Here is a 14,342-nt window from a genome sequence, read left to right on the forward strand (position 1 = left end):
TAAGTATGAATTACCTACCCAGGTTGTTACGTATCAACAAACCGCAATTGCGTATTGACTATTTCAAATTTCTAAAAAATTTTAACAGCATGAACTGCGTAAAAAACTCCCTGCTTTCATTGATAGCCTTGTCTGGTATCGTTTTCTTCAGCGCCTGCGGCGGAAACGACGATAACCCCGACACTCCTGCGCCTAAATCTTTGGTACAACTCAGCGCCAGCGCTACTTTGGGAAATCACCTGACAGATGTGGATGGTAATTCCCTCTATTATTTCTCCAACGACTTCGATGGCAAAAATAACTGCACCGGTGGATGCGCAGCGGTATGGCCTATTTATTATGCCGGCGACAATCTTGCCCAGGCGGCGCTTGGCACCGGCCTGGACGTCAAAGACTTTACCACTATTACTACTAATGGCCAAAAACAAACTGCTTATAAAGGATGGCCACTGTACTACTTCGCACCTGCGGTGGGTGGCGTTAACGTACGTGAGGCGCCCGGTAAAACAGATGGTGAAGGAGTTAATAAGGTATGGTATGTAGCCAAGCCCGATTACACCATACAGCTGATCAATGCCCAGCTGGTGGGCGCCGATGGCAAAAACTACCTGGAAGACCATACCGAGGGTACCGGCAAAACCATGTATTTCAGTGATGGCAAAGGTCTTACACTCTACTCTTTTGCCAAAGACAGCTTTAATATCAACAAGTTCACCAAAGCTGATTTTTCCAATAATGCGGTATGGCCTATCTACGAAACAGACCAGATCGTAGTGCCTTCTACGCTTGATAAAACATTATTTGGCAGCATCACCGTTGCCGGTAAAAAACAATTAACCTACAAAGGCTGGCCGCTGTATTACTTCGGACAGGACGCAGGAGTAAGAGGCGCTAACAAAGGCGTAAGCTTCCCTGCACCAGGCGTATGGCCGGTAGTTACAAAAGACGTGGCAGCCGCTCCTAAGCAATAAACAGTAACCGTAAAACGGAACGGCTCAGTATTAATACTTATGTATTAATGCTGAGCCGCTGTATTTAATAAAATATAAAGTTATTCCCTTCTGCTTTCCACGGTGTACACGAAGCTGTCGGCACGGTAGTACCCCAGGTTGTATTCGATGGGGCGTTCGCCCTGGTCGTATACAAACCGTTTCCTTACGAGGATGGGATGACCGGGTTCCAGTTCCAGCTTGGACGCAATAAATTTGTCGGCTGACTTAGCGCTGATTTCTTCTTTCGATAAAGTAGCCACCGTCATGTAATCTTTCTCCAGGATATCGTACAAAGGACGTTTGAAATCCTCCTCACCGGTTAGCCCCACGCGTGGATGGAAATAGGAAATGAAATATACAAAAGGGCCTTCTGCCTTGCCTCTCAGGCGCTCCAGTTTGAGCACTTTTTTGGTTGGACTGATTTCAAAAAAGTTGGCAATGGTTTCATCGGGCAATACCCAGGTAACATGCAGCTCAAAGTTTTTGATGATGATACCACGCGCCGTCATTTCCTGTGTAAAGCTCAGCCAGTTCTTGGATTTAGAGCTGATGGCCGCTTCCGCCACTTTGGTGCCCACTCCTTTTTTCCGGGTCAGCAATCCTTCGTATACAAGTTTGTTTAAAGCATGACGTAATGTAGATCGGGAGATAGCGAGTTGTTTCGCTAACTGAACTTCGTTGGGTAAAAATTTTCCACCAGAATACTGTGGATCTTTTATCATATTCCTCAACAGGTTTTCCGCCTGTATATGAAGTGGTAAAGGATTTTTATGATCTATACTCAAATTCATGCCTGCAAAGCAACTGGAAATAAACAAGAAAAACAATTTTAGGCCGCCTTATTTTGGGCGTATGTATGCTCCGGCAGAAAAAACAGGATTCGTGCAAGGTATCCACATCTTACAATCCATCATCATATAGATAACAGGTAATCAGTTACTTACAAGATAAATTCCGCGTTAAGGTAATGTTAAAAACTTTTCTTGCATTAATTAATTTATGTTTATATGTTTGTACATAATATCCAGGGCCACATTATGAAAAAAACCTTTTCTATAATTTATATTATTGCTGGTATCGCCGCTCCTGTATTCCTTTCAGGAAACGCGACTGCCCAGAATAATACCAGGACCCTGGCGGCGGCTGTATTGGCAGACAGCCGGCTGGATACGGTACAGGCCCGCGCGTTAAGATTACTCACCGGTTTTTCTGCCGGCACTTCCTATGGAGAAGTATGGATCAGGGATTTCAACACTTTCATCAATGGTTCCCTGCAGGTATTGCCTCACGACCAGGTAAAAGAGATGCTGCTGCTGTTTTTCCGGATGCAGGGTGCAGATGGAAATATTCCCGATGGCGTTATTCCGCGCGAAAAGGCCAGTGTGGGTTACCAATACCGGTATTCCGACCTGGCCCCTCAATGGGCGGCTCACAAGAATACCGTGGAAACCGACCAGGAGTCTTCCCTGATCCAGGCGGTGAGAAAATATATCGCTGTTACAGGCGACAATGCCTTCCTTTTTTTGGCCATAAATGATAAAACGATTTTGCAACGGATGGAAGCCTCTATGGCTTATCTGCTAAAAGAGCGTTGGTCAGAAAAATACGGGCTGCTTAAAGGCGCTACCACTATTGACTGGGGCGATGTGCAACCGGAAACCGGGTGGGGCGTGGCGATCAATGAAAAAACGAAATGGGCGGTTGATATATACGATAACGCCATGTTTGTGATCGCTATACAAGATTTCCTGGCGATCAAACCAAAAAGCTATCAGGCACAGAGAGACTGGCACAAAATAGCAACGGATATCCGCAAAAATGTACGCAAACATTTATGGGATAACAGGGCACAGAAATACATACCACATCTTTATTTGAACGGAAGCCCGTTTTCCCCCTCATTCAACGAAAAAGAAATCCTCTACACAGGAGGCAGTGCCTGCGCAATACTGGCAGGATTTCATACACCAAAAGAAATAGCGGCCATTAACCGGCAAATGACGCAGGCCGCCGCCAAAGAAAAATTCGCCACCATAGGGATCACGGTGTATCCTCCTTACCCGGCAATGGAATTCCCGAATATGCATCCTTATGTGTACCAGAACGCCGGCGACTGGACCTGGTTCGGCGGACGCATGATCCAGGCACTCATTATAAACGGATTTATACACGAAGCCATCGCTGAGCTTAAACCCATGACCGATCGCGTCATTGCTCAAAACGGCTTCTTTGAATGGTACGACGTTCAGACTGGCACGCCAAAAGGATCAGGAAATTTTCGGGGAGAAGCAGGTGTTTTATCAGATGCCATTACACTTTTGAAAAAGTGGGCAATTAGTCAGCAGTAGAATAAACAATTGGGCCTGCTCATTTATTATTTATTCGTCAACCGGATCTTATTAAAAAACATATCATTACCATGATCTTAAAACCTAATCTCACTTGTTATCACGGGGACTTCCACGTACAGATCCTGTGATTACTATCAACTGAAACACACCGGCTAATATTACCTCATCACTAAAGACTTGTTATGAAAGCAAAACTTTTTTATGTGCTTGCATGCCTGCTACTCTCTATGCATGCAATGGCCCAGATTAAAATAAGCGGTAAAGTCACCAGCGCCGCTGACGGAACCGTAATTCCCAACACTACGGTGGCCATTAAAGGTACTTCCAGCGGAACCATCGCCAACGTAGACGGCGTATATTCCCTGTCGGTGCCCAACGAAAACGCCGTACTGGTGTTCTCGTTCACCGGATTCGCCACCAGGGAAGTCAGGGTGGGTAGTCAAACCAACATCAATGTATCACTGGAAGTACAGGTGAATACCCTAAGCGACCTCGTGGTAATTGGTTACGGATCGGTAAAAAAATCTGACCTCACCGGCGCTGTAGCGTCTCTCAAAGGTGAGCAGGTGATGGACAAACCCGTTCCAAATATCTCGCAGGCCTTACAGGGCAAGGTGGCCGGCGTGGACGTAAACATCAACAGCAGCGCCCCGGGCCAGGCAGCTAAGGTACGTATCCGCGGTATCGGTTCTATCAACTCTTTTGTGGATCCTTTGTATGTGGTAGATGGTGTGGCGGGCGTTGATGCGAATGCGCTCAACCCAAATGATATCGCCTCCATTGAAGTACTGAAAGACGCTTCCTCTACTGCTATTTATGGTGCAAGAGGCGCCAACGGTGTAATTATGATCACTACTAAACGTGGTAAATCAGGTCCTACCCAGGTAAGCTACCAGGGTGATGTAAACGTAAGTACACTGGCCAGTCATCTCCCCACATTAAATTCAGAACAGTTTGTAAAAGTATACAACGAAGCGTTTGCCAACGCCACCAAGTTTGATCCGGACCACGGTACGTGGACGCCGACTGCTATACTGGATCATGAACATTTCCCTTTGCTGTTTGACGAAAACGACAAACCGCTGTACAACACCAACTGGGAAAAAGAAACTTACAAACCAGCAGTGTCTACCAGCCACCAGGTGAACTTCCAGGGCGGTACGGATAAATTGCTCTATAGCGCCTCACTCGGTTATCTGGATCAGAATGGTTTAATGATAGAATCATGGTTCAGAAGATATTCTGCCAGGGCCACTTTCGATGACCAGGTAAAAGACTGGCTGAAAATTGGCGGTAGCCTGAACATCGTATCCAGCACACAAAGAGTAGTATCTGACGGTAACGGTTCCTTAAACGTACCAAGAATGGTTACGGAAGAAGTGCCTATTGTACCGGTAAGGTATCCTGACGGTAAGTGGGCCGGCAACTACGATATACCCGGGCTGGAAGGTGGTCCAAACCCCGTACAGATTGCGCAGAACAGGTATACCCTCAATAACCAGGTGCATACGCTGGGCAATTTCTACATGCAGTTCCAGATCAACAAGGACCTGAATTTTAAAACTGACTTTGGTTACGACCAGATCAGCAATAAAGCCAATTTCTATTCCGCCGGCAACCTGCCCCACCTGTCGCAGGATCAGGGCGGTGTAGCCAGGATCACTACTAACTACAACAAATACTGGCAATCAGAAAACTATCTTACCTATAACAAACAGTTCAAAAATAACAACAGCCTGAATGCAGTAGTGGGTATTTCCTTCCTGCAATTCACCAATGAAAATGCGCTGGCGGAAACGCAGAATTTCCTGTCTGATTACTTCCAGTGGAATTCCCTGGCCGCAGGATCAGTGCGAAACAACACTACTTCAGAAACCCAGCCCTGGTCGATGAACTCCTACTATGGCCGTGTTAATTATAACCTGAAGAATAAATACCTCTTTACCGCTACCGCGAGATATGATGGTTCTTCTAAATTCAGTAAAGATAACCAGTTCGCCTTCTTCCCGTCTGTTGCAGCAGCATGGCGTGTTTCCGAGGAAGACTTCCTAAAGGGCAGTAAAACTATCAACAACCTGAAGATCCGCGCCAGTTACGGTACTTCCGGTAACCAGGAAATCGGTCAGTTCCAATACTCTCCGCAGTACCGCCCTGATCAAACCGTAATAGGCGGCGCCAATCAGCCCACCCTTGTGCCTGGGTACATAGGTAACCCGGATCTTAAATGGGAACGTTCCAACCAGATAGATGCCGGCGTGGAACTGGTGATGTTAGACAACCGCATCAACCTGAACGTGGATTATTATAACCGTAAAACATCGGACCTCCTGCTGGCAACACCAATCCCGTGGTCTGCCGGTATGTTCACCTCCAATGTATATAAAAACGTAGGTGAAGTAAGAAACACTGGCCTGGAAGTAAACCTGAACACGGTGAACATCCAGAAACCAAACTTTACCTGGTCCACCACTTTCATTTTTGCTACCAATAAAAATAAGATACTCACCCTTAACGATGGTAACGCGGATATCTTCCCTGGCCCCAATTTCCTGGGTCAAACCAATATCCTGCGTGTAGGTGAACCTATCGGTTCTTTCTATGGAATGAAAAGGTTAGGTACCTATGGTACTGACGAAGCAGCAGAAGCAGCCAAACACTCCCTGTTGCCCGGCGACAGAAAGTACGAATACGATTCCGCCGGCAATGCAGTATATGATATCATTGGCCGCGCCTATCCAAAATGGACCGGTACTTTCAGCAGTACCATTAAATACAAAGGATGGGATTTTACCTTTGACATCCGTTTTGTACAGGGCGTGAATACAGCCGCTGCTTTCAAACACTCTGTGGAAGACCGTCAGACACTGGCTAACAGCCTGGCTACTGTATTGAATGCATGGACACCGGAAAATCAGAATACCCACATTGCACAGGTGCGTAGCTATAAATTTACACAGGATTCTCATTTTGATACCTGGTGGGTAGAAGATGGTTCCTATATCAGGGGACAAAACTTCACTCTCGGTTATACCTTCCCCGAATCCTGGATGCAGAGAAGCCATATCCGTAGGTTCCGTATCTATGGCAGCGTGCAAAATCTTTTCCTCATTACCAAATACACCGGTTATGACCCTGAAGTAGACACTTTCAATTTTGGTTATGGCGCCAACACCGGCTTCTCCCAGAACATCGACTTCTTCCCTTATCCCCGCCCGCGCGTGTGGAACCTGGGTGTGAATCTTGATTTCTGATGAAATCGTATACCCGTTGATGTGATAACCTTTTTAGTGATTAAAAAAATACGAAAATGAAAACGACTAAACATATCATACTCGCGTTGCTGGTGTTGCTCAGTTGCTCCTGCAAAAAATTCCTGGAACAAAAACCCACGAATTTTCTGCCGCCGGATGCCGACCTCTCCGATCCTAAAGTAGCACGCGCGCTGGCAAACGGTTCATACCAGTACCTGCAGGGTTTCTTACAGGGACAACCATCTTCCTATGGCGGTAATGTTTACAACCTGATGGAATTCATGACCGGCAAGGCAAACAGTGATCTCGGGCAAACCGGGTTCGCCACCTTTCAGAATCTCAGCTATAACGCCACTTCCTTTTATGTTGATACCTGGTGGCAACGTTTATACCTGGGCGTAGGCGCCTGTAACCTGGCCATCGAAAAGCTGCCGCAGGCAGCCGTGTCTGATGCGGATAAAACCAATATGCTGGCAGAAGCACATACCCTGCGGGCACTTTATTATTTTCACCTGGTAAGATTGTATGGTGCAGTGCCAAAAGTAACCGAGGTGCCTAAAGACCTGAACCTGAACCTGCCCCGTACAGAAGCAAAGGCGATTTATGATGAGATCATTATCCCGGATCTGCTCACCGCGGCAAAATCAACACTGCCCTGGTCAGATAAAACCGGTAAAGTATCGATGGGACTGGTTCAATCGCTTCTCGCAGATGTATATCTTACCTACGCCGGCGCTGCTATTAACGGAGGTAACCAGTACTATGCGCTGTCTGCCGCTGCTTCCAAGTCAGTAATTGACAATGGCGGTTATACGCTGTTCCCGGAATACACAGACATGATCAACCCGGCTAACAAAAATCTCGGGGAGTTCATTTTCCAGGTACAGTACGCAGCTGCCGTACCAAGCCTTAATCCGCTTACACCGCTTACCATTCCCAACTACGCAGGTATTTCACAATATTCTGATGAGTATGGATCCGTATATCCTACCCCGCAGTTTATTGCATCGTTCCCTGCCGGTGATAAAAGGATACAGGAAAGACAATTCTTTTACACCAGGTATAAGAAGAAAGCGCCCAGTACCGATACCATTACCTTTAAAGGCCGGTATATTTACAAATGGTTTGATGTTTTAGCGGTGACAAGCACTGCAAAATCAGATCTCAATTATACCCTTTACCGCCTGGCGGATGTATACCTGATGTATGCAGAAGCTTCCAACCGTGCAGGAGGTGGTCCGAATGCAAGTGCCATCAGCTATGTAAATGCCATCCGCGCCCGCGCTAAACTGGCGCCGCTGCCTACGATGTCACAAGCCGCTTTTGAACAGGAAGTATGGCTGCAGCGCTATTTTGAATTGTGCTTTGAAAATAAAATGTGGTTCGATATGATACGGACCCGGAAAGTGCATAACGATGTGACCGGCAACTGGGATAATTTTGTTGGACATAGAACCGTATTCGGCGCTACATTCGCGGCAAAACAATTGCTGTTCCCTGTTCCGAAACAGGAAAGTGATGTGAACCCGCAATTGTTGCCTAACAACCCGGGATTCTAACAGTTATTATTAATAAATTATCTGGAGATGGTAAGATGCAGGCACCTGCATCTTACCATTTTCTTTTACCGGCATTCTCAATCCTAAATTCCTTTCCGAATATTGAAATATGTATGTATGTTTGTACATATGAAGCATATGATAACAAAACTCCTGTTATGTAGCTGCTTTCTGGCCTCCGGCGTAAACGCACGGGACCTGAAATTTCCCGGCAGGCATAACAGGGATGTAGCCCTTTTCCTGGCTGACGCTAAATTACTATGGGAACAACTACACTTTACCAGCATTGAACTGCAACCCTCCATCGCTTACTTGAATCATCACGGCACTCCCGCCCGTATGGTAAGCATGCGCTTTCATGGCGGCAAAAGCTACCAGCCCGCAATAGTGTATATGTATTTTAATGGCCATGTGGACAGTCTCACGCTGCCGGCCAGCCCGGACGGGATCCAGGATTACGAGTTGCCGCTGCCCGGCGAAGCAGTAGACAAAGACACCCAGCTGTTTGTTCGCCTGCAGAGCGGCGGACAAACCTATACGGCCCGCTGTATTGTTTCACCCACCCGGCAATGGAACGTATACCTCATGCCCCACTCGCATGTGGATGTAGGGTATACCAATGTACAGGCGAAAGTGCTGGCCATTCATATGAACAATATCGATGAAGCCATTAAAATAGCCGCCCGTACGGCCAGCTATCCACCGGAAGCCCGCTTTAAATGGAACACAGAAGCCCTTTGGGTAGTAGACAAATACCTCGCCGCCGCCAGCGATGAAAAGAAACAAACATTCCGCGAAGCCGTAAAAAAAGGATGGATCAACCTCGACGGCGCTTACGCCAATACCAATACCAGCGCCACCTCACCGGCACAACTGCTGCAACTGTTTGCCACAGGTGCACGGCTTGCAAAAAACTATGACATTACCATTAACACCATGTTCCAGGGAGATGTTCCCGGCGCCTCATGGGGACTGATCAGCCAGTCGGCCATTACCGGCATGAAGTACTTCCTCAGCGCCCCCAACGCCAACGACCGCATCGGCAGCTCCGGGCAATGGCGCGATAAACCCTTCTACTGGCAGGATGCCTCCGGTAAACAACAGGTCCTCTTCTGGCAGTCGTCGCCCTACTCTATCGGCTACACGCTGAAAGGAAGCAAAATACCTAACTTCTTTACCATAGAAGATCCCAAGCCTTACTACACCGGCAAACCCAGCGAGAATTTTCTCAACCCCTATCTTTTTGATTATCTCTCCCGGCTGGAACATAATCACTTCCCCTATAACATGACACTCCTCACCTGGGCCATGAGCGATAATGCACCCATAGACCCTGAGCTGCCGGACGCCGTAAAAGCATGGAATGAACGATATACATCTCCCAAACTCATTATTACCTCGGTAAGGCAATTCTTTCACGACTTTGAAGCCGGATGGAAAGACAAGATCCCTGTGCTTAGCGGCGACTACACCGAATACTGGACTGATGGCATCGCCTCAGCCGCAAAAGAAACCGCCATCAACCGGAACGCCTCTGACCGGCTGCAACAGGCCGGCGCCATCTGGGCTATCAGGGGGAAAACCGGTTACCCGGCAGACTCCTTCCGCAATACCTGGACGGACCTCATCATGTTCAACGAACATACCTGGGGCGCTTTCAACAGCGTATCCAATCCGCAGGATCCAAAAGCCGTTGCCCAATGGCAGTTTAAGCAAGCCTTTGCGCTGGATGCCCAGGCCAGGTCGGAAGCGCTGCTGCGCAGCAGTACTAACGGTAATGGATATCCCGGCAACAACACAGGCGTACAAGCCGTAGACGTTTACAATACCCTCGGTCATGCACGCACCGCATTGGTGCGCATCCCCACCACCCTCAGCACTTCCGGCGACCTCGTGAAAGACCTTAACGGCAGGAAATTACCATCGCAAAGGCTCAGCACCGGCGAACTTGCCTTCCTGGCGGCAGCCCTCCCTCCTTTCTCCAAACAACGCTTTACTATTCACCCGGGCAGCGGAGCCTCGTTTAAAAAAGCAACTGTTACGGATTACAGTCTTGATAACGGCATTTATTCCATCCGGGTTGATCCAAAGACCGGCAACATTATTCAACTCCATAAAAAAGGCTATAACAACAATTTTGCCGACTCCGCCGGATTAAACCAATACACTTATATGCCCGGTGACTCCGCGGAAAAAATACAATACAGCGGACCGGCGGATATTCATATCAAAGAAAAAGGCCCGCTGGTGATAAGCCTGGTGATCAACACACCGGCGCCCGGCGCCCGATCGCTCAGTCGTGAAATACAACTCACCGCAGGTACCGACCAGGTAACCCTGATCAACACAATCAATAAAATTGCCATCGGCAGCAAAGAAAGCGTGCACTTTGTATTTCCGTTCCGTATTCCTGGCGCACAGGTGCGTTACAGCATCCCGTGGGGAAGTATCACTGCCGAAGCAGATCAGTTGCCTCATACTAACAGGAACTGGTATACGCAGCAACGTTGGGTAGATGTATCCGGAAAAAATACCGGCGTTACCTGGTCAAGTCCCGATGCGCCCCTGTTTGAAATTGGACAGTACCCCACCGCGGGGCTGCTCGGCGGACTACATAATTCTCCCCGCTGGATTTCGTTTATGGAGCAACAGCCGCTTATCTCTTCCTGGGTAATGAACAACCTGTGGCATACCAATTTCCGCAGGGACCAGGAAGGGATCACTACCTTTCACTACTACCTGCAGGTGCACGGTCCGTTTGACGCCGCCGGTGTCAACAATAACGGGTTGGAAAATCACCAGCCGCCCGTTGTTACTGATGCGGATGGCGCTTCTTCGGAGCGCCTGTTCTTTGACATCAGCGGGAAAAACGTGTATGTAGAAAACCTCTATCCCGCAGCAGATGGCAATGGCGTATTACTGCAACTGGTAAATACTTCCGGTCATGCGGCCACGGTTACACTCACATCAAAAAATAAATCCATTGCTTTAAATATTTCAGAAAGCGACATACTGGAAACAAACAAGCACACACTTCCCGATAATTTCACCATTCCCGGTAAAGGAATAATAATGATCCGTGTGGCAAAAAAATAAGATTATGATCTGGCGAGAATCAGCACAACCCTTGCTGCCGGAACATGCAGCAACCCCTCCACCCGGTACCTATAACAGGTACCCGGCCCATCCGCTTGGCAATGGAAAGATACAGACAGGCTACGAATCGCTGGCCAGGTGGATGGTACAATATCCGCTGGTGCTGATAGACGGTTATGCTGGCATTTTCTGGGATAAGATCCACACGGCGCTAAAACTGGAATTTGCGCGTATAGGCATCAACGTTAAGTGGCATGATACGCAGTGCCTGTTAAAAAGTAACGATTGTATACAGGAGCTGATTAGTCCCTTTATTGGCAACGAAGGCGATGTGTGGGGTACAAAAACTTCTTTACAGATCACTGATTTCTTTGATGATGAAAAACTGGCGTCCTTATCATTCGACGGCCCCTACGATCTTCATATTGTATCGGGCAGCGGCGCAGCACTTACTCATACTGCTGCCCCGCTGATATACCTGGATCTTCCAAAAAACGAACTCCAGTACCGCATGCGCGCCGGTACTATCACTAACTTCGGCAGCAATACCCCAGGCGGCAGCGCTGAAATGTATAAACGGTTTTACTTTGTAGATTGGGTAATACTCAATAACTATAAACAAACCCTGCTGCCACGCATTCACATCATGGCAGATACCCAATGGCCGGATCATATTGCATGGGCATTTAATAAAGATCTACAGGCAGGCATTTACCAGCTGGCCCACTCCACTTTCCGGGTGCGGCCCTGGTTTGAAGCCGGCGCCTGGGGTGGCCAATGGCTGAAAACGCATATCCACGGCATCAACACGGAAGAAATAAATTACGCCTGGTCTTTTGAGATGATTGTTCCGGAAAACGGGGTGCTCTTTGAAAGCGATGGCTTCCTGATGGAAATTCCCTTTGAATGGCTGATGTATGCACAACACACCGCCATCCTGGGCAATCACGCCGGTATCTTTAAGTATGAATTCCCTATCCGCTTCGACTTCCTCGATACATTTGACGGCGGCAACCTCTCCATTCAATGCCATCCTTCAATGGATTATATCCGTACGCATTTCGGTGAAACATTCACACAGGATGAAACCTACTACATCCTGGATTGTAAAGCCGGCGCCACCGTGTATCTCGGCTTCCAGCATGGGATTGATCCGGGAGTGTTCAGAACCAGACTTGAAAATAGCCGGGATCTTGGTATTCCGATAGAAATAACGGATTTTGTACAGCAACATACGGCAGATAAACATACCTTGTTCCTGGTGCCCAACGGAACGGTGCACAGCGCCGGCGCCAATAACCTGGTACTGGAGGTCAGCGCCACCCCTTACATTTTTACGTTTAAAATGTACGACTGGCTGCGGCCTGGTCTGGATGGGAAACCCAGGGCCATCAATATCGATCACGCCTTTCATAACCTGGATTTCAGCAGGCAGGGTAACACCGTAAAAGAACAATTGATTGCTGCACCGGTAATAATAGAGCAAAACGCAGACTACCAGCTGGTGCATCTGCCCACGCATGCAGCGCATTTTTACGATATACACCGGCTGGAGTTCAGCACCAGCGTAAATATCACAACCAATGGCAACTGCCTGACGATGATGCTGGTAGAAGGCAGTTCAGTAACGGTTACTACCGCCAACGGGCATACGACAATATATCATTATGCTGAAACTTTTGTGATACCGGCAGCGGCAATAGCCTGCCGGATCGCCAGCAATAACGGGGAACAGGTGAAACTGATCAAAGCATTTTTAAAGCCATCGCATCCGGTTTATCAACAAATAGCATCCACCTGAACATGCAGCAACACGGCCAACATCTCACCTTCATTACACTGGTAGCCTCCCTGGGCGGCTTCCTTTTTGGCTTTGACATGGCCGTGGTATCCGGCATCCTGCCCTTTGTGGAGCATCAGTTTTCCTTATCGCCAGCACAACTTGGTTGGTTTGTTTCATCGGCACTGGCGGGCTGTATTGTGGGGGTAATTTTTGCCGGCGACATCAGCGACCGGCTCGGCAGGAAAAAGCTGTTGTTCCTGTCGGCCGCCCTGTTTGTACTCACCGCGCTGGGCTGCACTTTTATCCCGGTATTCTCCTGGCTCATTGCAGCTCGCATGCTCGGCGGTATGGCGGTAGGCATCGCCTCCAGCGTGGTACCGCTCTATCTTTCTGAAATTGCCCCGGATCACCTGCGGGGTCGCCTCGTTACCTATTACCAGCTGGCCGTTACCGTCGGTATTTTCAGTGCTTACGGCAGCAATGCCCTGCTGCTGAAATACGCCGCTACCCCTTCTCAAAGCGGATGGCTGCTGATTACCGGCCTGGAAGTATGGCGCAAAATGTTTGGAGTGGGTATTTTCCCGGCACTGCTCTTTTTACTGGGCATTACTTTTATACCGGAAAGCCCGCGGTGGCTGAAGCAACAACATATCACTACAAGAGGCAACGCCGCCGGCTATACGCAGTTATTTGCACCACGTTTCCGCCGCGCTTTACTGATTGCTATTCTGCTGCCATTGTTTTCGCAGTTCAGTGGCATCAATGCTATTATTTATTATGGGCCTACCATCCTGCACCAATCCGGGCTTACCCTGAACAGCTCTCTCATCAGCCAGCTGTTTTTCGGCGCGGCAAATGTGCTTTTTACTTTTATTGCCATCTGGAAAGTAGATAGTCTTGGCCGACGGCCCTTATATCTGTGGGGGACCGCCGGAGCGGCGGTGAGCCTGCTGCTGACAGGCATCTGTTTTTACGCAGGCGCCGTGAACGGTATCTATCTCCTGCTTTGTGTATTGGCCTTCCTGGCTTGTTTTGCTTTTTCTATCGGGCCGTTGAAATTTGTGATTGCTGCGGAAATATTTCCCGACAGTATCCGCGCGAAAGCACTATCACTCAGCATTATGGTGATGTGGACGGCCGATGCTATCATGGGACAGCTAACGCCCATCATGCTGGCGTCTGTAGGAACACCTCAAACATTCTGGTGCTTTGCCTTGTGTTGTGTATTCGCTTTTATAACGGTATATAAACTGGTGCCGGAAACCAAAGGCCAGTCGATGGAAGCCATCCAGCGCCACTGGGAATAGCAT

The 14,342-nt window shown here is 48.3% G+C and carries 8 protein-coding genes; 7 read left to right on the top strand and 1 reads right to left on the bottom strand.

From position 1 onward, the window contains the following. The first annotated feature begins 89 nt into the window (after positions 1-89). Positions 90-971 carry a COG4315 family predicted lipoprotein gene (locus ACMXI2_RS18855; RefSeq protein WP_483777629.1) on the top strand — a complete coding sequence of 294 codons (882 nt, stop codon included), beginning with the start codon at positions 90-92 and terminating at the stop codon, positions 969-971. A gap of 80 nt (positions 972-1,051) precedes the next feature. On the opposite strand, the gene ACMXI2_RS18860 is transcribed toward ACMXI2_RS18855, so the two are convergent. After that, positions 1,052-1,783, bottom strand: coding sequence for a GntR family transcriptional regulator (locus tag ACMXI2_RS18860; protein WP_483782406.1), 732 nt, complete (start codon positions 1,781-1,783; stop codon positions 1,052-1,054). A gap of 246 nt (positions 1,784-2,029) precedes the next feature. On the opposite strand from ACMXI2_RS18860, the gene ACMXI2_RS18865 reads away from it, so the two are divergent. The 6 genes from ACMXI2_RS18865 to ACMXI2_RS18890 all read left to right on the top strand — a co-directional run bounded on the left by ACMXI2_RS18865 (position 2,030) and on the right by ACMXI2_RS18890 (position 14,339). Continuing rightward, positions 2,030-3,340, top strand: a complete 1,311-nt coding sequence (locus ACMXI2_RS18865) for a glucosidase family protein (protein WP_483777630.1) — start codon at positions 2,030-2,032, stop codon at positions 3,338-3,340. Between the two features lie 185 nt (positions 3,341-3,525). Then, positions 3,526-6,594: a SusC/RagA family TonB-linked outer membrane protein gene (locus tag ACMXI2_RS18870; RefSeq protein ID WP_483777631.1), complete on the top strand. Its 3,069-nt coding sequence runs from the start codon at positions 3,526-3,528 to the stop codon at positions 6,592-6,594. 56 nt (positions 6,595-6,650) lie between these two features. Continuing rightward, positions 6,651-8,153 (top strand): RagB/SusD family nutrient uptake outer membrane protein, encoded by a 1,503-nt coding sequence (locus ACMXI2_RS18875; RefSeq protein ID WP_483777632.1) that lies wholly within the window; start codon positions 6,651-6,653, stop codon positions 8,151-8,153. 138 nt (positions 8,154-8,291) lie between these two features. Beyond that, on the top strand, positions 8,292-11,249 hold the full coding sequence (locus tag ACMXI2_RS18880) for a glycoside hydrolase family 38 N-terminal domain-containing protein (protein ID WP_483777633.1): 2,958 nt from the start codon (positions 8,292-8,294) through the stop codon (positions 11,247-11,249). Positions 11,250-11,253: 4 nt separating this feature from the next. Beyond that, entirely contained in the window at positions 11,254-13,050 is a 1,797-nt protein-coding gene (locus ACMXI2_RS18885; RefSeq protein ID WP_483777634.1) for a class I mannose-6-phosphate isomerase, read from the top strand. Between the two features lie 2 nt (positions 13,051-13,052). Further along, positions 13,053-14,339, top strand: coding sequence for an MFS transporter (locus ACMXI2_RS18890; RefSeq protein WP_483777635.1), 1,287 nt, complete (start codon positions 13,053-13,055; stop codon positions 14,337-14,339). Positions 14,340-14,342 lie beyond the last annotated feature (3 nt).

The sequence above is a fragment of the Chitinophaga sp. G7 BAM 1005 genome, from assembly GCF_057126945.1.